The organism is Streptomyces fragilis, assembly GCF_003112515.1.
Classification (GTDB): Bacteria; Actinomycetota; Actinomycetes; order Streptomycetales; family Streptomycetaceae; genus Streptomyces; species Streptomyces fragilis.
Genome location: NZ_BEVZ01000006.1, coordinates 154521 through 173939 on the forward strand (window position 1 = coordinate 154521; position 19419 = coordinate 173939).

General features: G+C 73.8%; 23 protein-coding genes. 14 read left to right on the forward strand and 9 right to left on the reverse strand.

Annotated elements, in window-relative coordinates; all coding sequences use genetic code 11:
- Positions 1 to 160 precede the first annotated feature (160 nt).
- The 4 genes from Sfr03f_RS21485 to Sfr03f_RS21500 all read left to right on the forward strand — a co-directional run bounded on the left by Sfr03f_RS21485 (position 161) and on the right by Sfr03f_RS21500 (position 2429).
- Positions 161 to 358, forward strand: coding sequence for a hypothetical protein (locus Sfr03f_RS21485; RefSeq protein WP_108955626.1), 198 nt, complete (start codon positions 161 to 163; stop codon positions 356 to 358).
- A 49-nt stretch (positions 359 to 407) separates the two neighbouring features.
- On the forward strand, positions 408 to 1439 hold the full coding sequence (locus Sfr03f_RS21490) for an iron-containing redox enzyme family protein (RefSeq protein WP_108955627.1): 1032 nt from the start codon (positions 408 to 410) through the stop codon (positions 1437 to 1439).
- A 134-nt stretch (positions 1440 to 1573) separates the two neighbouring features.
- Entirely contained in the window at positions 1574 to 2215 is a 642-nt protein-coding gene (locus Sfr03f_RS21495; RefSeq protein ID WP_108955628.1) for a HemK2/MTQ2 family protein methyltransferase, read from the forward strand.
- Positions 2196 to 2429 (forward strand): CDGSH iron-sulfur domain-containing protein, encoded by a 234-nt coding sequence (locus Sfr03f_RS21500; protein ID WP_372514405.1) that lies wholly within the window; start codon positions 2196 to 2198, stop codon positions 2427 to 2429. The genes Sfr03f_RS21495 and Sfr03f_RS21500 overlap by 20 nt, the downstream gene beginning before the upstream one ends.
- Positions 2430 to 2451: 22 nt before the next feature.
- Here Sfr03f_RS21500 and Sfr03f_RS21505 read toward each other — a convergent pair whose 3' ends face one another.
- Positions 2452 to 2829 carry a toxin Doc gene (locus Sfr03f_RS21505; protein WP_108955629.1) on the reverse strand — a complete coding sequence of 126 codons (378 nt, stop codon included), beginning with the start codon at positions 2827 to 2829 and terminating at the stop codon, positions 2452 to 2454.
- A 3-nt stretch (positions 2830 to 2832) separates the two neighbouring features.
- Positions 2833 to 3078 carry a hypothetical protein gene (locus Sfr03f_RS21510; RefSeq protein WP_108955630.1) on the reverse strand — a complete coding sequence of 82 codons (246 nt, stop codon included), beginning with the start codon at positions 3076 to 3078 and terminating at the stop codon, positions 2833 to 2835.
- Positions 3079 to 3311: 233 nt separating this feature from the next.
- Between Sfr03f_RS21510 and Sfr03f_RS21515 the strand changes: the two genes are divergently transcribed.
- The 6 genes from Sfr03f_RS21515 to Sfr03f_RS21540 all read left to right on the forward strand — a co-directional run bounded on the left by Sfr03f_RS21515 (position 3312) and on the right by Sfr03f_RS21540 (position 10657).
- Positions 3312 to 5720, forward strand: a complete 2409-nt coding sequence (locus Sfr03f_RS21515) for an ATP-binding SpoIIE family protein phosphatase (RefSeq protein ID WP_108955977.1) — start codon at positions 3312 to 3314, stop codon at positions 5718 to 5720.
- 90 nt (positions 5721 to 5810) lie between these two features.
- Complete coding sequence (locus Sfr03f_RS21520; protein ID WP_108955631.1) at positions 5811 to 6380, forward strand: DUF4232 domain-containing protein; 570 nt, start codon at positions 5811 to 5813, stop codon at positions 6378 to 6380.
- Positions 6381 to 6697: 317 nt separating this feature from the next.
- Positions 6698 to 7621, forward strand: a complete 924-nt coding sequence (locus tag Sfr03f_RS21525; protein WP_108955978.1) for a hypothetical protein — start codon at positions 6698 to 6700, stop codon at positions 7619 to 7621.
- Between the two features lie 361 nt (positions 7622 to 7982).
- Positions 7983 to 9005, forward strand: coding sequence for a glutathione S-transferase family protein (locus Sfr03f_RS21530; RefSeq protein WP_108955632.1), 1023 nt, complete (start codon positions 7983 to 7985; stop codon positions 9003 to 9005).
- Between the two features lie 77 nt (positions 9006 to 9082).
- Positions 9083 to 9394 carry a DUF4235 domain-containing protein gene (locus tag Sfr03f_RS21535; RefSeq protein ID WP_108955633.1) on the forward strand — a complete coding sequence of 104 codons (312 nt, stop codon included), beginning with the start codon at positions 9083 to 9085 and terminating at the stop codon, positions 9392 to 9394.
- A gap of 228 nt (positions 9395 to 9622) precedes the next feature.
- Entirely contained in the window at positions 9623 to 10657 is a 1035-nt protein-coding gene (locus tag Sfr03f_RS21540; RefSeq protein WP_108955634.1) for a 7-epi-alpha-eudesmol synthase, read from the forward strand.
- Positions 10658 to 10759: 102 nt separating this feature from the next.
- Here the strand turns inward: Sfr03f_RS21540 and Sfr03f_RS21545 are convergent, their stop codons facing one another.
- The 5 genes from Sfr03f_RS21545 to Sfr03f_RS21565 are packed head-to-tail and all read right to left on the reverse strand — an operon-like array spanning position 10760 to position 15011.
- Positions 10760 to 12007 carry a cytochrome P450 gene (locus tag Sfr03f_RS21545; protein ID WP_108955635.1) on the reverse strand — a complete coding sequence of 416 codons (1248 nt, stop codon included), beginning with the start codon at positions 12005 to 12007 and terminating at the stop codon, positions 10760 to 10762.
- A complete protein-coding gene (locus Sfr03f_RS21550; RefSeq protein WP_245967688.1) occupies positions 12004 to 12609 on the reverse strand; it encodes a GTP-binding protein in 606 nt (201 codons plus the stop codon). The genes Sfr03f_RS21545 and Sfr03f_RS21550 overlap by 4 nt, the downstream gene beginning before the upstream one ends.
- Entirely contained in the window at positions 12590 to 12973 is a 384-nt protein-coding gene (locus Sfr03f_RS21555; RefSeq protein ID WP_108955637.1) for a DUF742 domain-containing protein, read from the reverse strand. Before Sfr03f_RS21555 ends, Sfr03f_RS21550 begins: the two co-directional genes overlap by 20 nt.
- Positions 12970 to 13383 carry a roadblock/LC7 domain-containing protein gene (locus Sfr03f_RS21560; protein ID WP_108955638.1) on the reverse strand — a complete coding sequence of 138 codons (414 nt, stop codon included), beginning with the start codon at positions 13381 to 13383 and terminating at the stop codon, positions 12970 to 12972. The genes Sfr03f_RS21555 and Sfr03f_RS21560 overlap by 4 nt, the downstream gene beginning before the upstream one ends.
- Positions 13380 to 15011 (reverse strand): ATP-binding protein, encoded by a 1632-nt coding sequence (locus Sfr03f_RS21565; RefSeq protein WP_108955639.1) that lies wholly within the window; start codon positions 15009 to 15011, stop codon positions 13380 to 13382. Before Sfr03f_RS21565 ends, Sfr03f_RS21560 begins: the two co-directional genes overlap by 4 nt.
- Positions 15012 to 15394: 383 nt before the next feature.
- Here Sfr03f_RS21565 and Sfr03f_RS21570 point away from each other — a divergent pair, with 383 nt between their 5' ends.
- The 4 genes from Sfr03f_RS21570 to Sfr03f_RS21585 all read left to right on the forward strand — a co-directional run bounded on the left by Sfr03f_RS21570 (position 15395) and on the right by Sfr03f_RS21585 (position 18234).
- Entirely contained in the window at positions 15395 to 16342 is a 948-nt protein-coding gene (locus Sfr03f_RS21570) for an NADP-dependent oxidoreductase (RefSeq protein WP_108955640.1), read from the forward strand.
- 201 nt (positions 16343 to 16543) lie between these two features.
- A complete protein-coding gene (locus Sfr03f_RS21575; RefSeq protein WP_108955641.1) occupies positions 16544 to 16930 on the forward strand; it encodes an anti-sigma factor antagonist in 387 nt (128 codons plus the stop codon).
- Between the two features lie 145 nt (positions 16931 to 17075).
- Entirely contained in the window at positions 17076 to 17735 is a 660-nt protein-coding gene (locus tag Sfr03f_RS21580; protein WP_108955642.1) for a DUF4230 domain-containing protein, read from the forward strand.
- Positions 17725 to 18234 (forward strand): VanZ family protein, encoded by a 510-nt coding sequence (locus Sfr03f_RS21585; RefSeq protein ID WP_245967689.1) that lies wholly within the window; start codon positions 17725 to 17727, stop codon positions 18232 to 18234. The genes Sfr03f_RS21580 and Sfr03f_RS21585 overlap by 11 nt, the downstream gene beginning before the upstream one ends.
- A 73-nt stretch (positions 18235 to 18307) precedes the next feature.
- Here Sfr03f_RS21585 and Sfr03f_RS21590 read toward each other — a convergent pair whose 3' ends face one another.
- Together Sfr03f_RS21590 and Sfr03f_RS21595 are read right to left on the reverse strand one after the other, a co-directional pair.
- Positions 18308 to 18553, reverse strand: a complete 246-nt coding sequence (locus Sfr03f_RS21590; RefSeq protein WP_108955643.1) for a hypothetical protein — start codon at positions 18551 to 18553, stop codon at positions 18308 to 18310.
- Between the two features lie 20 nt (positions 18554 to 18573).
- Entirely contained in the window at positions 18574 to 19374 is an 801-nt protein-coding gene (locus tag Sfr03f_RS21595; protein ID WP_108955644.1) for an SDR family oxidoreductase, read from the reverse strand.
- Positions 19375 to 19419 lie beyond the last annotated feature (45 nt).

Here is a 19419-nt window from a genome sequence, read left to right on the forward strand (position 1 = left end):
CCGTCGCCGGGTGTCGGCGGCAGCGCCGGGTCTGTTCGTGCGGCGGCGCCGAGCCTGTTCGTGGCGGTGCCGGGTACCCGCAGGTGGCCCCGGCGCGAGGTCACCCACGGGTGACCTCGCGCGGGGGCGTCCCGAACCGGCGAGACCGAGGAGACGAACGGTGAACCACCACCACAGCGACCGCGACCGTCACGACGACCCGCCGCGCACCGCGCTGGCCGAGGCCTTCCGCGAGGCGGAGGAGGCCGCTGCCCGCGCCGACGGCCGGGACACGCAGGGGCAGGAGCGCTCCGGCGAGGCCGGGGACGCCACCTCGCCGAACCCGCGCGCCCAGGAGCAGGCCCGGCGGGACGGCTGACCTGGCGATCCGCCCGGGTACCCGGCGTCGCGGCGGGTACCCGGGCGCCATGAGTCACGACCGCGACGCTCTTCACGACCGGCACTCCCCCGCTCTCCCCTCCTCCCGCGGCCCGCTGTCCGCGGGCGTCCTCGCCCTGCTGCGCGGCGAGGGCCCGCCCCCCGGCGCGGAGCTCGCCGCCGAGGCCGACCCCTACGGCGACGACCTCCAGCTCGCCCTGTACTGCTGCTACGAACTGCACTACCGCGGCTTCGCCGGCGTCGACCCCGCCCTGGAGTGGGACCCGGCCCTGCTGACCGTGCGCAGGGCGATGGAGAACCGGTTCCTCGGGGCGCTGCGCCAGGACGTCGAGGTCCACCGCGACGTGCGCTCCGCCGTCAAGGAGCTCGAGACGGAGCCCGTCGAGGGTTCCGGCGCCAGCTGGTTCCTGCGCGACGAGGGCGAGCTGCGCCACCTGCGGGAGTACGCCGCGATGCGGTCGGTCTACCACCTCAAGGAGGCGGACCCGCACGCCTGGGTGCTGCCCCGGCTGTGGGGGCGCGCCAAGGCCGCCATGGTCTCGGTGGAGTTCGACGAGTTCGGCGGCGGCCGCGCCGAGCGGGTGCACGCCAAGCTGTTCGCCGACCTGATGGCGGACCTGGGCCTGGAGACCGCCTACGGCGTCTACCTGGAGCACTCCCCCGCTCCGGCACTGGCCGTGGTCAACCTGATGTCGCTGCTGGGCCTGCACCGCGCGCTGCGCGGCGCGCTGGTGGGCCACTTCGCCGCCGTGGAGATCACCTCCTCCCCCGGTTCCCGGCGGCTGGCCGAGGCCATGCGCCGCACCGGCGCGGGACCCGCGGCCGAGTTCTTCTACGACGAGCACGTCGAGGCCGACGCGGTGCACGAGCAGGTGGTCCGGCACGAGGTGATCGGCGGACTGCTGGAGGAGGAGCCGTACCTGGAGGACGACGTGGTGTTCGGCATGGACGCCACGGTCTTCCTGGAGGACCGGCTGGGCGACCACGTCATGGCCTGCTGGCAGGCGGGCCGTCCGGCGCTGCGCTCCCCGCTGCCGGAGCCCGTGGCGGTGTCCGCGTGAGCGGGGCGGTGGCCGGGCCCCCGGAACGCACGACGGGAAGGACCTGGACGGGTGACGGCGGGGGCCCCACCGGCCATGGTGCGGCCCGGCCTGGGTATTCGGCCCGTGTGAAGCGACCTTTGGTTATCCCTGGCGTGTACGCCCCCCAGGACGACACGCTCCTCCTCTCCGAGGCACTGGAGGACGAGCCCTTCCCCGCCGGCGGCCGTGTGCTCGACGTGGGCACCGGCTCAGGGGCCCTGGCCCTGGCCGCCGCCCGCCGCGGCGGGCGGGTCACGGCCGTGGACGTCTCCCGCCGCGCCGTCGTCGGCGTCCGGCTCAACGCCCTGCTGCACGGGGTGCGGGTGCGCGCCGTGCGCGGCGACCTGTTCGCCCCGGTCAGGGGTGAGGCGTTCGACCTGATCACCAGCAATCCGCCGTACGTGCCGACTCCTCCGGGCGGTACGCGCGGGCGCCCCCGGGAGGCCCGCGCCTGGGACGCCGGGGACGACGGACGGCTGGTCGTGGACCGGATCTGCCGGGAGGCGCCGGAGCTGCTGCGCCCGGGGGGCGTGCTGCTGATGGTGCACTCGGCGCTGAGCGGTCCCGCCACCTCCGTGGAGCAGTTGCGGGCGGCCGGGCTCAAGGCGGCGGTGACCCTGCGACGCCAGGTGGCGTTCGGCCCGGTGCTGAGGGACCGGGTGAACTGGTTGAGGCACCGGGGGCTGATCTCCCCGGAACAGGCCCGCGCGGAGCGGGAGGAACTGGTGGTGGTCCGTGCCGAACGACCCGTCTGAGCGCACGCCCGCCCCGGGCACGTCGCAGCGTCCCGCCGAGGCCCGGCGCGTCGTGGTGCCGCGCCGTGGCCCGATGCTGGTCGACGGGCCGGTGGAGGTGGAACTGGAGGACGGCACGGTGGCGTCCTCGGACCGCTTCCGGGTGGCCCTGTGCACCTGCCGGCTCAGCGAGCGCTATCCGTGGTGCGACACCAGCCACCGCAGGCGGCGCTGACGTGGGCCGCGCCGCCCTCGCGTCACAGCTGCCACTCCCTGAGGCGGTCGGCGGCCGTGTAGACGTCGGCCTTGCCCGCGATCAGTTCGCGGGCGAGGTCGACGAGCGCGCCGTAGGGCGGGTCGATCCCCGCCCCGCTGGCGTACATGTACGCCACCGCCGTGGCGCAGGCGAAGCGGGCGTTGGACGACGGCAGCGGCCTGAGCACGGCGATGGTGTGCAGCAGGGCGGCGGCGCGCCAGGCGGGGTCGGAGTCCACGCCCAGGCGCGGCGGGTCCACCCTGTGCCGGGCGACCGCGGCGACCAGCGCGGAGAAGTCGCTGACCGTCGGCTGGTCCGGCAGCACCTCCTCGTGGCGCTGCAGCAGCCAGGGGACGTCGACGTGCAGGACGGAGGCCATGCGTCAGGCGGCCCGGCCCGCGCCCCGGACCGGCGGCTCGTCGTCCGGGAAGGCGGCGGCGAACTCGTCGGCGTGCGTGGTGAAGAAGCGGCGGAATGCCTCCGCACCCTCCTGGAGGGCGCGGTGCCGCGCTATGTCCGCGGCCGCGGCCTCCCGGACCAGGGCCTTCATGGAGGTACCGCGCTCCTTGGCGATCTGCCGCAGGTCCTCGAGCTCGCGATCGCTGAACTCGACATTGAGAGCTGGCATGGCGCCAAGGTACCGCTCACCCGCCCGAGGGTAAATTCCCGCAGGTCACGACCCAGGGAACATCCATTCGGCCCGGTACCCGAAAGGGTGGGCGGGGCGGTCCTGGCGGGTGGGCTCGAAGGGGTCGCCGCCCGCACGGCCCATGGCCGCGGCACGCGCCTCCGCCCGAGGTACTACGCTGGGACCGACGTGACCCGACGGTCACGGAAAGTGTCCGCGATGGAGTGCCGACCATGAGCCCGGTCAACCCGCTCGACGATGCCGCGACGGCGCGTGCCGTGGTCCGCGACGACGGTGTCGTGCTCGAGTGGAACGAGGGCGCGGAGCGACTCCTGGGCCATGCCGCCGACGACGTCGTGGGCCTGCGGGCCGCCACCCTGTGCGTCGGGCAAGACGGCTGCGGCGACCTGCTGGCCGATCTCGCGCCCGTCGGCGACCGGCTCACCGCGACGGTCCCCCTGCGGCACCGGGACGGGCGGACCGTGGCGGTCGACCTGATCGCCCACCGCAGGCCTCCGCAGGGCGACGCCCCCGGCAGCTGGCTCCTGGTGGCGCCGGTCGGCGAGACCTCGGGCCCGCTGCGGCCCGACGATCCGCTGGCGACGGTGGAGCTGGTGCAGTCCCCCTGCGCGATGGCCGTCTTCGACTCCGGGCTGCGGCTGCGCGCGATGAACGACGACATGGCGCGGGTGATGGGAGCCTCGGCCGACCGGCTGCGCGGACTGCGGGTGACCGACATCGGCCAGCGCGCCGAGCTGGCGGAGGTCGAGCGGACCATGCGCCAGGTCCTGGAGACCGGCAAGCACTTCTCGGTGCGCACCTATCTGCCCCAGCTGGGCGGCGGCGGGACGCTCCGCGCCTGGCTGACCAGCATGGCTCCGATCCGCGACGGCATGGGGGCGGTCTGCGGGGTCTCGGTGGCCGCCCACGACTTCACCGAGCAGCTGCGCGCCCGCGAGCGCCTCCAGCTGGTGAACGAGGCGAGCACCCGGGTCGGGACCACGCTGGACGTCCGCCGCACCGCGCAGGAGTTCGCGGACGTGCTGGTGCCGGCGCTGGCCGACTTCGTGTCCGTGGACCTGCTGGACCCGGAGCACGGCGGTGACCCGCCGTCGGAGCCGCCTCCGCCGTCGGTGCAGGTGAAGCTGCGGCGGGTGGCCGACCGCTCGGTGCTGGGCCGCTCCTCGGCCCTCCCCGACATCGGCGAGCTGGAGTCCTATCCGGCGTCCAGCCTCCAGGCGGAGTCGCTCAGCCAGGCGCAGGCCCTGGTCTTCACCGACACGCCGGAGGTGCTGGCGCGCCGCTTCTCCTACCGGGAAGGACTCGGCCGCCGGGTTCTGGACATCGGCGTGCACTCGGCGATGGCCGTGCCGTTGCGGGCCCGCGGGATGATCCTCGGCGTGGCCCTGCTGGCCCGGCACCGGCAGCAGGAGCCGTTCTCCCTCGACGACGTGCTGCTGGCGGAGGAGGTGGCGGCGACGGCCGCGGTGTGCATCGACAACGCCCGGCGCTACTCGCGCGAGCGGGAGGTGGCGCTGGCGCTGCAGCGCAGCCTGCTGCCGCGGTCGCTGCCCGTCACCGCCGCGCTGGAGGCCGCCTCGCGGTACCTGCCGGCGGCCCGCGCCGGCGGGGTGGGCGGCGACTGGTTCGACATCATCCCGCTGTCCGGCATGCGGGTGGCGATGGTCGTCGGCGACGTGGTGGGGCACGGTGTCCAGGCCTCCGCGACCATGGGGCGGCTGCGGACCGCGGTGCGCACCCTGGCGGACATCGACCTGGCGCCCGAGGAACTGCTCACCCACCTCGACGACCTGGTGGTCCGGCTCTCCGAGGAGGCGGGCGGCGAGGGAAGTCCGGGCGAGATGGGCGCGACCTGTCTGTACGCGGTGTACGACCCGGTCTCCCGGCGCTGTTCCCTGGCCCGTGCGGGGCATCAGCCGCCGCTCATGGTCCGCCCCGGCGGTCTGCCGGAGCCGGTCGAGATGCCGGCCGGCCCGCCGCTGGGCGTGGGCGGACTGCCCTTCGAGGTGGCCGACCTGGAACTGCCCGAGGGCACGGTCCTCGCCTTCTACACCGACGGTCTGGTGAAGAACCGCGGCCTGGACGTGGACGCGGGCCGCATCCAGCTCCAGGAGGCGCTGGCGGAGCCGGCCGAGTCCCTCGAGGCGAGCTGCGAGCACATCCTCGCGACGCTGCTGCCCCGGCACGACGTGGCCGACGACGTGGCCCTGCTGCTGGCCCGCACCCGGGTCCTGCCCTCCTCCAAGGTGGCGACCTGGGACATCCCCGCCGATCCCGCGCTCGTGGCGGCGATCCGCAAGCAGTCCGTGAAGCAGCTGGAGCACTGGGGTCTGGAGGAGGCCGCCTTCACCGCCGAGCTGGTGGTGAGCGAGCTGGTCACCAACGCCATCCGCTACGGGGCCCGGCCCATCCGGCTGCGGCTGATCCACGGCGCGGGGACCTTGATCTGCGAGGTGTCGGACACCAGCCACACGGCCCCGCACCTGCGCCGGGCGCGGACCTTCGACGAGGGCGGCCGCGGCCTGCTGCTGGTGGCCCAGCTGACCCAGCGCTGGGGCACCCGTCACACGCAGGAGGGCAAGACGATCTGGGCGGAGCTGGCGCTGCTCGACGACACGTGACGCGTGCGGAGGGGGTCTTTCCGAATCGGGCCGGCCGGAGGAGCATGGCGGGCGGACTCCGGCACGGCGACCTTCTGGGAGGTGACGGCCATGGGCCTCTCGCACGCGACGCGGCACCGCGGCGTCCTGTGGACGGCGGCGGCCTCGCTGCCTCTTCTGTTCCTGCTGACGGGCTGCCGGGGAGGGGACGACGGGGCCTCCCCCGGTGCGGAGCGGAAACCGGCCGGTGCGGGGTCGGCCGTGGAGCGGTGCCACACCTCCGGGCTGTCGGCCTCCGTGGGCCCGGGTGACGCGGGCGCGGGGCAGCGGAGCTTCTCGGTGGCCCTGACCAACCAGTCGGGGCGCACCTGCACCGTGCGCGGGTTCCCCGGCGCGGCGTTCACGGACGCCGACGGCGGGCGGCTGGGACCGGATCCCGAGCGTGTCGGGAAGCCGCCGGCCGCCTCGGTCGTCCTCGCCGCCGGGGAGAGCGCGTGGGCGGCGCTGTCGTTCCCGGATCCGAGGCTGACCGGGTCGAGGGCCGCCCAGCCGGAGACCTTGCTGATCACGCCGCCGGACGAGCGACGGCCGCTGAGCGTGCGGTGGGAGAACGGCGAGGTCCCCGTCTCGGACGGGGCGGAGCTCTCGGTGACGGCGTTCACCGCGGAGTCGCGCGGCTGACCCACCCGGGCGGCGGACGGCTGGCGCCGCCGCGTGAGGAGGCTGACCCGCCCGAGCAGCGGACCGCTGGTGCCCTCGCGTGAGGAGGCTGACCCGCCCGAGCGACGGTCCGTTGATGCCCCCGCGTGAGAGTGCGGGCCCGCCCGAGCAGCGGACCGCTGGTGCCGCCACGTGAGAGGGCGGGCCCGCCCGGGCGGCGGGGCGTTGGTGCTGCCGCGTGAGGGGGCGGCGTGTCGGGGGCGCGGCCCGGTCTCCGGTGTTCCCCGGGGGTCATGCTCGTCGGCGGACCCGACGCTCCCGACCCCCCGGAGGACCCGGTGCCGGCATCCCCGACCCCGCCGTCGCGTACCCCGCTCACCCGGCGGGCGCGTGTCGCCCTGACCGCGGGAGCCGCGGCCCTCGCCCTGGCCGCGGTGTCCCAGCCTTCCGTGCTCTCACCCGACGACGGCCGCGGGCGGCCGTCCGCGGCGGCTCCCTCCCCGGGCGCCGGCGCGGAGACCGCCGCCGAGACCCTCTGTGCGCCGGCCGGCGCACTGGAGGGAGGCGGCGGACGCGCTTCGGTCTCCCTGTGCACGTCCACCGGCGGCCCCTCCCTGGCCCTGTCCGCGCCCGCCTCCTGCGCGACGGAGGACGGCGCGGCCCGCGCCTGCCGCACCACCGGCACCTGGACGGCCCGCAAGGACGGCGCGGTGGTCGCCTCCGGCTCGCTGCCCGGCTCCGCCGACTACTCCGGGCCGGGGACGTACGAGATCACCGCCGAGGTGCGCGTCCGCTCCACGCCGGCCGGCGTGGACGTGCGCGGCGAGGTGACCGCCCCGCTCACCCTCACCCAGCCGCTGCGCGAGCCCACGCACCGCATCGAGGTGGACCGGGACCGGCTGCGTCCCGGCCGGACCACGACGCTGACGTACACCGTGCACCGGGACAGCGAGGAGGGCGACGGCAGCGGCAGGTTCGGGGTGATCGGCGAGGAGGACTCCGGCATCCGCCTCTCCACCGACGACGCCCGGTGCGTGAACCCGCTGGTCGGGCGCCACCCGTCGAGGAAGCGGCTCACCCACGCGATCGACTGCGCGTTGACCGACCTGCAGCCCGGCAATCCGGCCACGGTGGTCGTCCGGGCCACCACGGGCGACGCGTGCTCGACCGTGGTGTCGAAGCTGGGGTACTGGATGCCCCGGGGCCAGACCTTCCGCACCGGCGGCATGGTGGCGGGCCCCGCCGTCGCCTGCGGGGAGTGACCGCGGCGGCTCGCGGCGAACCCGTCCGGTCCCCGGCCGGGGACCGATCGGATCGACCGGATCGACCGGAGGGATGACCGCGGGCGCCTCGCGGAAAATCCACCGGACCGGCGTGCATGAAGCGGCTGGGGTGGGGCAGACGCTTGTCGGGCCCCGCCGCGCTCCCCCGTCGTGGCGGGGCCCACCAGTGTCCTCACCCTCCTCCGCGCGGCGTCGTGCCGGGCCTGTGGCCCGCCCCGCGCACTTCCTCCGCAGATGACGTCCTCGTCCCTCTTGGTCGGTGCCGTTCGCCGAAAAGGGGGAACGCAGTTCTGGGGAGCGGACGACCGGTCCGCGGACGGCACCGGAAGGCGGAACGGCGATGAGCGGCGAGGGAAACGCCGGGTACGGCCGTAAGAAGTTCAAGCGGTCGCGGAGTCACTTCGCCGACCGGGTCACGGCCGACGGCAGGGACGGCTGGCCGGTGGAGCCGGGGCGCTACCGGCTGGTGATCAGCCGGGCCTGCCCGTGGGCGAGCCGCGCGGCCGTCTCCCGGCGCCTGCTCGGCCTCGAGGACGTGGTGTCGCTGGCCGTCGCCGACCCCGTGCAGGACGACCGGAGCTGGCGCTTCACCCTCGATCCGGACGGCCGCGACCCGGTGCTGGGCATCGCGTTCCTGCACGAGGCCTACGACCGGCGTGAGCGGGACCACCCGGGCGGCGTCAGCGTCCCGGCGCTCGTCGACGTGCCCAGCGGGAAGCTGGTCACCAACGACTTCCACCGGCTGACCCTCGACTTCGCCACCGAGTGGACCGCGCACCACCGCGAGGGCGCGCCGGACCTGTACCCGCGTGCCCTGCGGGCGGAGATCGACGAGGTGATGGAGGACGTCTACCAGGACGTCAACAACGGCGTGTACCGCGCGGGTTTCGCGACCACCCAGGACGAGTACGAGGAAGCGTGCCGTGCGGTCTTCGCCCGGCTCGAGCGGCTCGCCGAACGACTGGAGGGACAGCGGTACCTGGTGGGCGACACCATCACCGAGGCGGACATCCGGCTGTTCACCACCCTGGTCCGCTTCGACCCCGTCTATCACGGCCACTTCAAGTGCAACCGCTGGAAGCTGGCGGAGAACGAGGTGCTCTGGGCGTACGCCCGGGACCTGTACCAGACCCCGGGGTTCGGCGACACGGTCGACTTCGACCACATCAAGCGCCACTACTACACCGTGCACACCGGCATCAATCCCACCGCGGTGGTGCCGGTGGGGCCGGACCTGGCCGGCTGGCTCGCCCCGCACGGGCGGGAGCGGCTCGGCGGCCGGCCGTTCGGTGACGGCACCCCTCCGGGCCCGGTGCCACCGGGCGAGGAGGTACCCGCCACGGGCCGCCCGACGGCGGCCTGACCGTCCGCGGGCCGCCTGCCGCGGGCCGTCCGCCTGACCACGACCCTTTCCCGACCGAGGAACTGAGGAGAGACCCCTTGGCCACCTACACGCAGAAGAAGCAGAAGCTGCCCACCGTCTACAAGCCGCTCGGCTTCGCGGTCAGCTGGGGCGGTGGCCGGCTGGCCACCGCCGCCTTCCAGAAGACCTGGAAGGCGATCAAGAAGGAGGACAACGCGCCCGACGCCCTCGACCGCGACCGGCAGTGGGGCGAGATCCTGCTGGCGGCGGCGATCCAGGGGGCCATCTTCGCCGTGGTCCGGGCGGTCATCGACCGGACCAGCGCGCAGGCCGTCGAGCGCAGGACCGGCGTGTGGCCGGACGGCGCGAAGGGCAACGGCAGGGACTGATCCCGGCCACCGCGCCACGACCGGGGCTCCTGTGACGACAGGGGTCCCGGTTGTCCATGTGACGGGTGGGAGAAGTGCACCCGGCACATGACCTCGAAAAGTAATACAGGTCACATGTTTAATGGGTATGCCCGCCTGACCGGAAGGGCAGCTTCGGAACGGCTCCGCGCTCCAACTTGGCGCATTTATTGCGCAATTGAGCCCTAATCCGTCCCGAAAGGACCCCCCATGCCTCAGGACGTCACGTTCGACCTGCCGTTCTCCACCCCCGTCAGCCCGCATCTGGAGTACGCGCGCGAACGGCATCTGCGCTGGGTCCGTGACCGGGGACTGGTCCGCAGCGACGCGGGGTTCGAGGAGTACTGCTCGTGGGACCTCGCGCAGGCGGCCGCGCGCACCTACCCGTACGCTTCCGCCGAGGACATGACCGTCCTGATGAACTGGTTCTCCCTGGCGTTCCTCTTCGACGACCAGTTCGACGCCACCCAGCCCGACCGGGCCGGCCGGATCACCGAGGTGGCCCGCGAACTGATCGTCACCCCGATGCGCCCGGCGGGCACTCCCCCGCGGGTGGTCTGCCCGATCACCGAGGCCTGGGCCGAGGTCTGGGAGCACCTGGCGCGCGGCATGTCGCTCACCTGGCGTACCCGGTTCGCCGCCTCCTGGGGCCGGTTCCTGACCGCCCACTGCGAGGAGGTCGATCTGGCCGCCGCCGGGCGGGAGGGCACGCTGAGCGTCAAGGAGTACGCGGAGTTCCGCCGCCGCACGGTGGGGATCCACCACAGCATCGACGCCGGTGAGCGCAGCCGCGGCTTCGAGGTGCCGGCCCAGGTGCAGGCCCACCCGCTCATGGAGCGGATGCGGGACCTGGCCGCGGACGTCATCGGGTTCATGAACGACATCCACTCCTTCGAGCGGGAGCGGCGCCGGGGCGACGGGCACAACCTCATCGCCGTGGTCCGCCGCGAGATGGGCTGCTCCTGGGAGGAGGCCGCGGGCGAGGCGTACCGGATGACCGCCGGGTGCCTGGTCGAGTACCTGGAGCTGGAGGGGCGGGTGCCCGCGATGTGCGACGAACTGAGGCTGTCGGAGGACGAGCGCGCGCGCACCCGCATGGGCGTGGAGGCGATCCAGCACTGGATCAACGGCAACTACGAGTGGGCCCTGGTGACCGGGCGCTACGCGGCCGACAAGGACACGGTGGCGGCCGCGGCCGAGCGGGCCGGGCGGGGCTCGGTGGACGACCTGCTCCAGGTGAGTTGACGTCCGGCGCCCGCCCGACGCGCGCACGGCCCGGCGGCCGCATCCCTTCCGCGAGGGGTGCGACCGCCGGGCCGTGTGCGTCGACCGGGCGCGCCGGGCGGCTCACCTGACCGGGAACTCCACCGGGAGGCTGTCCAGCTGGGCGACCCAGGTGGAGGCGGTGGAGGTCAGCGAGTCCGGCGGGACGGCCAGCCGCAGGCCGGGCAGCCGGTGCAGCAGGACGTCGACGGCGATCTCGATGATGGCGTGCCCGATGCCCTGCCCGGGGCACTCGTGCGGGCCGGAGCTGAACGCCAGGTGCGAGTGGTTGCCCTGGACCGAGACGCCGGCCACCTGGCGGATCTCCGGGTCGAGGTTGCCGGCCGCGAGCCCCAGCAGGAGCATGTCGCCCTCCTTGACCGCCGCGTCGCCGAGCTGGAGGTCCGCCGTGGCGAAGCGGCCCGGCAGCACGGCCAGCGGAGGCGTGTTCCACATGACCTCCTCCACCACGGCCGACAGGGCGAGCTCCCCGCCGACCAGCGACGCGAGGCGGGCGTCGTCGGTCAGTATGGCCTGCAGCACCCGGGCCAGCAGGTTGCTGGTCGTGGTGTGCGCGGTGATCAGCACCAGCCGCAGGTGGTGGAGGATCTCCTCCTCGTCGAGCCGGGCCGGGTGCGCGAGCAGCCCGCTGGTGAAGTCCGCCCCCGGCTCGCGGCGCTTGCGTTCGGCGAGCTCGCCGAGGATGGCCATGATCCGGGCGTTGTGGACGAGGGCGTCCGCGCCGCCCTTGATGACGTGGTTGCTGGACTCGGCGAGGCTGCGTCCCTCGCTGGCGGCGAGGCCGAACAGCCGGGTGAGGACCAGCATCGGCAGGTACTCCGCGAAGTCGGTCACCAGATCGGCGCGGCCGGCGTCGGCGAAGGCGTCGATCTGCTTGTCCGCGAAGTGCGCCACGTGCCGCCGGATGCCGCGGCCCGCGACCGCCTGCAGGCTGTCGGTCACGGCGCCGCGCAGCCGGCGGTGCGGCTCGCCGTCCTGGGAGACGCAGTCGGGGCGCCAGCCGACCATCTGCATGACCGGCAGGTCGTCGGCGACGCGGCCCTCCTTCCAGTCCCGCCAGATGCGGGCGTCCCGGCTGAACTGGAGCGGGTTGTCGAGCACCCGCCGGTTCTCCCGGTAGCCCAGCACCAGCCAGGCGGCGACGTCGCCCTCGATCAGGACCGGGGCCACCGTGCCGTGCTCGCGGCGCAGCCGCGCGTAGACGCCCTCCATGTCGTGCGTGGTCTCGGGCCCGTACAGCCGGGTGGCCGCTCCGTGGTCCACGGGGCAGCCGGGCGCGGCGGTGAGGCCTGGGGAGGTCCGGTCGGTCATCGGGGCTCCAGGGCGAGAGCGCGTTCCTGCAGATGGCGTATGAGGGCGACGAGCACGTCCCGGCTCGCGGACCGGTCCCGGGCGTCGAACGCCACGATCGGGATGTCGTCCGGGATGTCGAGGGCGTCGCGGATCTCCTCGACCGGGTGGTCACGGCTGTCGGGGAAGATGTTGAGCGCTATCACGAACGGGACGTCCTGGCGCTCCATCTCCTCTATCGCCCGGAAGCTGGACGCCAGCCGGCGGGTGTCGACCAGGACCACCGCCCCCAGGGCGCCCTTGAAGAGCCCGTTCCACAGGAACCAGAAGCGTTCCTGTCCGGGCGTGCCGAACAGGTAGAGCACCAGCTCGTCGTTGATCCCGATCTTGCCGAAGTCCAGGCTCACGGTGGTCTGCTGCTTGTCCGTCACGCCGACCAGGTGGTCCACCCCGGCGCTGGCCTGGGTGAGCGTCTCCTCCGTGGTGAGCGGGCGGATGTCGCTGACCGACCGGACCATCGTGGTCTTCCCGGTGCCGAAGCCTCCGGCGATCATGACCTTCACCGAGCGGGTGCCGTCGGCCGCCGTGCTCCGGCCGGTGGGGTCAAAGCCTTTGAAGTCCACTGAGTACCTCCTCAAGGAGCGCGAGGTCGGGCCCGAGTCCGGCGGAGTTCGCCGGGACGGGGTCACGGGTTTCCACGCGTCCTGCATCGAGCAGATCGGCCAGGAGTACCGCGATGATGTTGAAGGGCAGCCCCAGGTGGGCGCCGAGCTCCGCCACCGACAGCGGCTCGCGGCAGCGGCGGAGGATCTCCTCGTGCTCGTGCTGCAGGCCGGGATGCGGCGACGGCTGTGGTCCCGTGCGGGAGACCACCAGGGTCGCCACGTCCAGGGTCGCCGCCGGACCGGCCGGCTTGCTGCGGCCTCCGGTGAGGACGTAGTAGCGCTCGAGCCCGGCCGGATCGGTGGGGCGACGGGGAGCACTCATCCAGAGTGCTCCTCCAGCCGCGGAGTGGTGCCGAGGAGCTCACCCATCCTCCGGGCCAGGTCGCGCATCTGGTGGCCGAGCAGACCCTGGTCGAGGCCTTCCTTGGCGAGGACGCCGAGGTAGGTCTCCTGGCCGGCCCGGACCACGAACAGGTGACCGCCGTCGACCTCGATCATGGCCAGCCGTAGCTGCCCGGCCGCCGCCGGAAACTGCTCGGCGACCGGCTGGGCGAGCGCCTGCAGTCCGGCGACCACGGCGGCGAAGCGGTCCACGTCGTCCGGGTCCTCGGCACCGTAGGAGGTGATGGCCTTGCCGTCGCTGGAGGCCACCAGGGTGAAACGGATCTCCGGGATGCTCTCCGCGAGGTCGCGGAGTGCCCAGCTGACATCGGTTCCCTGCTGCGTCGTCATGCGGACCAGTCGCTTTCTTCCGTACGGGGCTCGGTGGACTCGAGGTCGTCGGCTGCCGCCCGGGGTGCCGGTGCGCCGGTGTCGCGACCGGCGGTGGCGAAGGCGGCGAGGCCGGCGAACGAGGCGTCGGGCGGGACGTCGGGCACGCCGGCGGACCGGCGCGCGGGAGCCTCGGCCGTTTCCGCGCGCGCGGTCTCCCGCTGTGCGGCGGGAGCGCTTCGCCGGATGCTGCGGCGGCGCGGGAGTCCTCCGGGGGTGGACTCCCCGGTGGTCCCCGCGTCGTCCGTGTCGTGACCGGCCCCGGACTGCGGCGGCACCGCCGGCAGGCCCGGGGACCGCTCGGGGGCGGGGGCGGCCGGGGCGGCGGCGAGCGGGCTGAAGTACTTGTGCGGCACGACGACGACCGAGGTGCCCAGCCAGGGCGAGTCGGCGAAGGTGACCCGGATGCCGTAGCGGCGGGCCAGCGCGCCCACCACCCGCAGGCCGAGGTGGGCGTCCTCGGAGAGACCGCCGAGACCGGAGCCGGCCGCGACGCCCGCCAGGGACCGCTCGGCCTCGCGCTTCTTCTCCTCGCTCAGGCCCTTGCCGGCGTCCTGGATCTCGATGCCGACGCCGTTGGGCACCTCCTTGCCGGAGACGATCACCGGCTCGCTGGGCGGCGAGTAGCGGGCGGCGTTGTCGAGGAGGTGGGCGAAGATCAGCGTCAGGTGGTCCACCAGGCCGCCGTCGACGCCGAGTTCGGGCAGCTGACGGATCTCCACGCGGTGGAAGTCCTTGATCCGGCCGATGCCGCCGCGGACCACGCCGAGCAGCCGCTGGGGCTCCTGCCACTGACGGCCGGGGCGGGCCGAGCCGCCCAGCACGCCGATGGAGGCGGCCAGACAGTCCGCGGGACCGATCTGCTGGTCGAGCTCCATCAGCCCCTGCGCGATCACGGGGTGGCGGCCGTGCTCGCCCTGCATCTCGTGCAGGCGCACCCGGAGCTTGCTGGTGAGGACGTGGATGCGGTTGCCGAGGCTGATGACGGCCTGCTCGGCGGAGGTGGAGCGGTTGAGCTCCTCCTCCACGCCGATCAGGGCGGTGCGCAGCACCTTGCGCAGTTCGGCCCTGACCTCGGGGGTGACGTCCTGCTCGTCGGTGATCAGCGGGAGGAGGTCCTCCACGGCGTCACCGTCGCGCAGGCGGCGGAGCGCCTCGGGCAGGTGCTGCCCGGCGAAGCGGGCCACGACGGCCAGGTCGCGCTCGCGGGTGGCGATCCACGCCTGGTCCCGCTCGGCGAGACGCCGGTCGAGCGTCTCGCGTTCCGCGGCGACACGGGCGTCCGCCTGGGCGCGCGTGGTGGCCAGTTCGCTCTCCAGACCCGCGACGCGCTGCCGCCAGCGGCGCTCCGTCTCCTGGGCCTCGGCGTGGAACTCCTCGCGGGAGCGCCGCAGCCGGTCCTGCGACTTGAGCAGGAGCCGGACGCACACGGCGCCGGCGGCGGTGGCCGCGGCCCCCACGGGGGTGGTCAGGGCGGGTTCCGGGCCGAGGAAGGCGGAGGCGACCGTACCGGAGCCCAGCGCCAGCGGCATGAGCCACCAGCTGTACCGGGCGGCCGAAGGCCTCTCCGGTGGTGTGGCGAAATCCATCTGCATCCTTCGGGGCGACACGTCGGAGCGACAGGCGGACGGGTGGGGAGTCGGAAGGGGGACTGGCGGACGGGTGGACGGGAAGGCGACGAGACGCGTGACGCGCCCCGGGGACACGCCGGCGGACCGGACCGCCGACCACCCCTCCGGCACCGCGGGCACAGGGGCACGCACGTGCGGACGGTGAGGCGATCGCGGTGCGTAGGGGTTCCAACTCGCAGCGCTCCGGGGGAGCTTAGCCGGAATTCCGACCGCCGGATCAACCTCCGGCGATTCGGCCGGGAATATTCCATCGGGATGAGCCGCGGGCGCGTCCCTCCCCCGGGCGCCCGCCCCCCGGGCACGCCGTGCGCCCCCGGCGTCCGGATGGCAGGGTGGTCGGTATGAGCGGCTCGAAGACCATGCGCGCGATCCGGCAGGACACCCTCGGCGGCCCTGACGTGCTGCGGGAGGTGGAGATGCCCCGCCCGTCACCCCGCCCGGGCGAGGTGCTGGTGCGGGTCCGGACGGCAGGCGTCAATCCGACGGACTGGAAGCACCGGGCCGGCGGGGGGTTCCTCGGCGAGCCTCCCTTCGTGCTCGGCTGGGACGTCTGCGGCACGGTGGTGGAGGCCGGATACGGCGTCACGATCCACCGATCGGGTGATGAAGTGTTCGGGATGTTGCCGTACCCCTTCGGGCACGGCTCGCACGCCGAGTACGTGGTCGGCCCGGCCCGCGCCTTCGTGGCGCGGCCCGACGGCCTGGACGTGCTGCAGGCGGGCGCGCTGCCGCTGGTCTCGCTGACCGCCTGGCAGGCGCTGGTGGACACGGCGATGCTGGGGCCCGGGCAGCGGGTCCTGCTGCACGCGGCGGCCGGGGGCGTGGGCCATGTGGCGGTGCAGATCGCCAAGTCCCGGGGCGCCCACGTGGTGGGCACGGCGAGCGCGGAGAAGCACGGCTTCCTGCGCGCGCTGGGCGCGGACGAGCAGATCGACTACCGGGAGACGGACTTCGCCGAGGCGGTCTCCGGGATGGACGTCGTGCTGGACACCTTCGGCGGCGAGCACGCCCTGCGCTCGCTGCGGGTGCTGCGCCCGGGCGGCGTGCTCGTCTCGCTGCTCCCCCTGCCGCCGGAACTCCCGGCCGAGGCGGAGCGGCTGGGCGTGCGGACGGCCGTGATGCTGGTCGAGGCCGACCAGGCCGGGATGCGGGCGGTGGCGGACCTGGCGGCCACCGGAAGGCTGCGGGCGACGATCGCGGAGACCTTCCCGCTGGCCGGGGCGGCCCGGGCGCACGCGGTGGGCGAGACGGGGCGCACCACGGGCAAGCTGGTCCTCACGGTCGACTGACCCCCTGGGCCGCGGGCGCGGGCGGTCCCCGGCCCACCCGCGCCCGCCGAATGCGACGGCTCTCACACAAGCCTCACGGCCAAAGACCAGACATATGTCAATTGAACATGCTGGAATTCACCTCATCGGGGTAACTACCCTTCCAAGTAAGGGACTTGGGCGGACCCGAGGCAGGCTGCGGCCGGATGGAGGCGAAACGTCGTGCGGCAGGAACCCGCGCCCCTGACCCGGCATCTGCGGGTCCGTGAGCACCGGGGCCGGACCGTCCTGGAGTTACGCGGCGAGATCGACATCCTCTCCGCGCAGGAGATCCACCCCCACATGGACGCCGTGACGGGCCGCCCCGAACCCGACGTCGTCGTCGATCTGACGCCGGTGGAGTTCTTCGACTGCGCCGGCCTCCGGCTGTTGTACCGGGCCCGTCGGCGGGTCCTCGACCGTGGTGGCGAGCTGCGGCTGGTGTGCTCCGACCGGCTGGTGCTGAGGATACTGCGCATCACGGGGCTGGCCGAGCTGCTGCCCCCGGTGGCCGGCATCGACGAGGCGCTGGACGCCCCGGGTTTCAGGGCGGCGACCGGAGCGCCGTGACGCACGGCCCCCTCCCCCCTCCTCCTTCTCCCGCCTCCCGCGTCGACCCCCGTCACGGTGGTCCGCCGGCCGCGCCCGCCCGCCCCAAGTGCTCTGTCTGAGCCGACGGATGGCGGGAAGAGGTCAGCTGAAAGGGGGAGCCGAGATGACGAAGAAGGCCGCCGGCGCCGAGCGCCGGCCGCGGACGGGTGCGTGGGCCGCCGCCGTGCTGCTGGTCCTGCTGGCGCTGGCCGTGGGGATCAAGCTGAGCGGGATTCCCGGTCCTGGCGACTGGTTCGGCACCGACACGCACGACCGTTCCGGACCCGCGCTGCTGGAATCGGTGCAGGACATCAGCCGCTACGACGCGGCCACCGGCAACTTCCAGGTCGTGGTCGACCTGGAGAAGGACACCAGGTTCCTGCCCGACGCGATCCGCGGCAGCCGCACGCTGTACGTGGGCGCCGGAACCGTCGACGCCTACGTCGACCTGGGCCGGCTGGGCGAGAAGGACGTCACGGTGAACGAGGACCGTACCGTCGCGACGCTCCGCCTGCCGCACGCCCAGCTCGGCAAACCCGCCCTCGATCCCGACCGGTCGTACGCCGTCTCCAAGCAGCGCGGCGTGCTGGACCGTCTCGGCGACCTCTTCTCGGACAACCCGAACAGCGAGCAGGCCGTGCAGAAGCTCGCGGTCCGGCACATCGCGGAGGCCGCCGACGAGAGCGGTCTGACGAAACGGGCCGAGGAGAACACGACCGGAATGCTGGAGGGCCTGCTGCACTCCCTGGGCTTCGAGAAGGTGACCGTCACGTATGGCGACTGAACACGCTCCCCGCACGGCGCCGGCCGCGACCCGGCCGATGCCGTGGCCACTGAGGGCACTGGCCATGCTGGCCGGTTTCGCCCTCCTGGTGGGCTTCGCGGTCCTGCTGGCCCGCCTCACGCTGGAGCCCTCACCGGCGTCGGCGGACCTGACGCACAGCAACCTGCGTCCCGGTGACTCCTTGCGCAGGTACTTCGAGGCCTACGAGCCGCTGCCGGCCCTGAAACAGGTCGGCGGGAACATCCTGCTGGGCGTACCCTTCGGTGTGCTGGTGCCGATCGTGGCCCCGGCCGCCCGCGGCATGCTGAGGGTCCTCGCACTGACCGCGGTGGTGATGCTGTGCGTGGAGCTGGTGCAGGGTTCCCTGGTCACCGGGCGGGCCTTCGACATCGACGACGTGATCATGAACACGGCCGGCGCGCTGCTGGGTCACCTGCTGCTCGGCCGCAGGCTGGGCCGGGCGGTGCACGCCCGGCGGGCCCGGCAGCCCGCTGCCTGACCCGCCTTTCCCCCCGCTCCCCCCGACCGGCCGGCACCTCGTGTGCCGGCCGGTTCCGGTGCGTCCGCCGGTCTCAGCCCGCCTGCCGGCGGCCCCAGGTGAACTTGTCACCGCCGACCCAGCGGACCACGTCCGGGTCGTCGAGGTCGTGCACCACGATGCCGTAGGCGGCGGCGATCTCCAGGACGTCGGTGACGGACCTCGCCTCACCGACGAAATCGCCGTCGATCTCCACGATCCGGAAGGGCTGCGTGGCCGGCTGCACCGCGAGCACGGTGATCCGGGACCGGCCGATGCGAGGGCTCGAGATTTCCGTCATGGTGTCGAGCGTAGTTCGCCTCAGGGGCGCCGCCAGTCGTCGGCGTCCAGGTACGCCCCGGCCATCGGACCCATCCGCGTCATGCCTCCGTCGATCACCCAGGAGGCGCCGGTGACGTAGGAGGACTCGCCACCGGCGAGGAAGGCGACCACGGCGGCGACCTCCCGGGCGTCGCCCGGGCGGCCCAGCGGGACGCCGGGGCGGCGCTGGGTGCCCGGGTCGGTGTCCTCCTGGCCGGTCATCGGGGTGGAGATCTCGCCCGGGGCCACCGAGTTCACCGTGATGCCGTGCTCGGCGAGTTCGAGCGCCATCACCTGGGTGAGCAGCCCCAGCCCGCCCTTGGACGCGCAGTAGGGCGCCGCGCCGACCTTGGGCTGGTGCTCGTGGACGGAGGTGATGTTCACGATCCGGCCTCCGCTCCCCTGCTCGATCATGCGCCGGGCGGCGCGCTGCGAGCAGAGGAACGGGCCCGCCAGGTTCACGTCCAGGACGTGCCGCAGGTCCTCCAGGCCGAGCTCGAGGAACAGGGTGGAGGTACCGGTTCCGGAGTTGTTGACCAGGACGTCGATCCGGCCGAGCCGTTCGCAGAGCCGGTCCACCGTGTCGGCGGCCTCCGGCAGCCGGGTCAGGTCCACCTGGACGACCTCGGCGCGGCGGCCCTTGGCACGCACCTCCTCGGCGGTGCGCTCGGCGCCCTGGTGGTCGGTGTGCCAGGTGATGCCGACGTCCATGCCCTCCTCGGCGAGCCTGACCGCCACCGCCCGGCCGATGCCGGAGTCGGAGCCGGTGACGACGGCGACGCGGGGTGAGGTCTCGGGCATGGGCACGCCTCCTGCTGACGGTGCTGGGCCGGATGGGTACTCGGG

What these genes read in the sequence shown, in the direction of transcription:
- Sfr03f_RS21490 (WP_108955627.1), top strand. Translation starts at nt 408, where the DNA reads ATGAGTCACGACCGCGACGCTCTTCACGACCGGCACTCCCCCGCTCTC.
- Sfr03f_RS21505 (WP_108955629.1), bottom strand. Translation starts at nt 2,829, where the DNA reads ATGGCCTCCGTCCTGCACGTCGACGTCCCCTGGCTGCTGCAGCGCCAC.
- Sfr03f_RS21510 (WP_108955630.1), bottom strand. Translation starts at nt 3,078, where the DNA reads ATGCCAGCTCTCAATGTCGAGTTCAGCGATCGCGAGCTCGAGGACCTG.
- Sfr03f_RS21515 (WP_108955977.1), top strand. Translation starts at nt 3,312, where the DNA reads ATGAGCCCGGTCAACCCGCTCGACGATGCCGCGACGGCGCGTGCCGTG.
- Sfr03f_RS21520 (WP_108955631.1), top strand. Translation starts at nt 5,811, where the DNA reads ATGGGCCTCTCGCACGCGACGCGGCACCGCGGCGTCCTGTGGACGGCG.
- Sfr03f_RS21530 (WP_108955632.1), top strand. Translation starts at nt 7,983, where the DNA reads ATGAGCGGCGAGGGAAACGCCGGGTACGGCCGTAAGAAGTTCAAGCGG.
- Sfr03f_RS21540 (WP_108955634.1), top strand. Translation starts at nt 9,623, where the DNA reads ATGCCTCAGGACGTCACGTTCGACCTGCCGTTCTCCACCCCCGTCAGC.
- Sfr03f_RS21545 (WP_108955635.1), bottom strand. Translation starts at nt 12,007, where the DNA reads ATGACCGACCGGACCTCCCCAGGCCTCACCGCCGCGCCCGGCTGCCCC.
- Sfr03f_RS21555 (WP_108955637.1), bottom strand. Translation starts at nt 12,973, where the DNA reads ATGAGTGCTCCCCGTCGCCCCACCGATCCGGCCGGGCTCGAGCGCTAC.
- Sfr03f_RS21560 (WP_108955638.1), bottom strand. Translation starts at nt 13,383, where the DNA reads ATGACGACGCAGCAGGGAACCGATGTCAGCTGGGCACTCCGCGACCTC.
- Sfr03f_RS21565 (WP_108955639.1), bottom strand. Translation starts at nt 15,011, where the DNA reads ATGGATTTCGCCACACCACCGGAGAGGCCTTCGGCCGCCCGGTACAGC.
- Sfr03f_RS21570 (WP_108955640.1), top strand. Translation starts at nt 15,395, where the DNA reads ATGAGCGGCTCGAAGACCATGCGCGCGATCCGGCAGGACACCCTCGGC.
- Sfr03f_RS21580 (WP_108955642.1), top strand. Translation starts at nt 17,076, where the DNA reads ATGACGAAGAAGGCCGCCGGCGCCGAGCGCCGGCCGCGGACGGGTGCG.
- Sfr03f_RS21585 (WP_245967689.1), top strand. Translation starts at nt 17,725, where the DNA reads ATGGCGACTGAACACGCTCCCCGCACGGCGCCGGCCGCGACCCGGCCG.
- Sfr03f_RS21590 (WP_108955643.1), bottom strand. Translation starts at nt 18,553, where the DNA reads ATGACGGAAATCTCGAGCCCTCGCATCGGCCGGTCCCGGATCACCGTG.
- Sfr03f_RS21595 (WP_108955644.1), bottom strand. Translation starts at nt 19,374, where the DNA reads ATGCCCGAGACCTCACCCCGCGTCGCCGTCGTCACCGGCTCCGACTCC.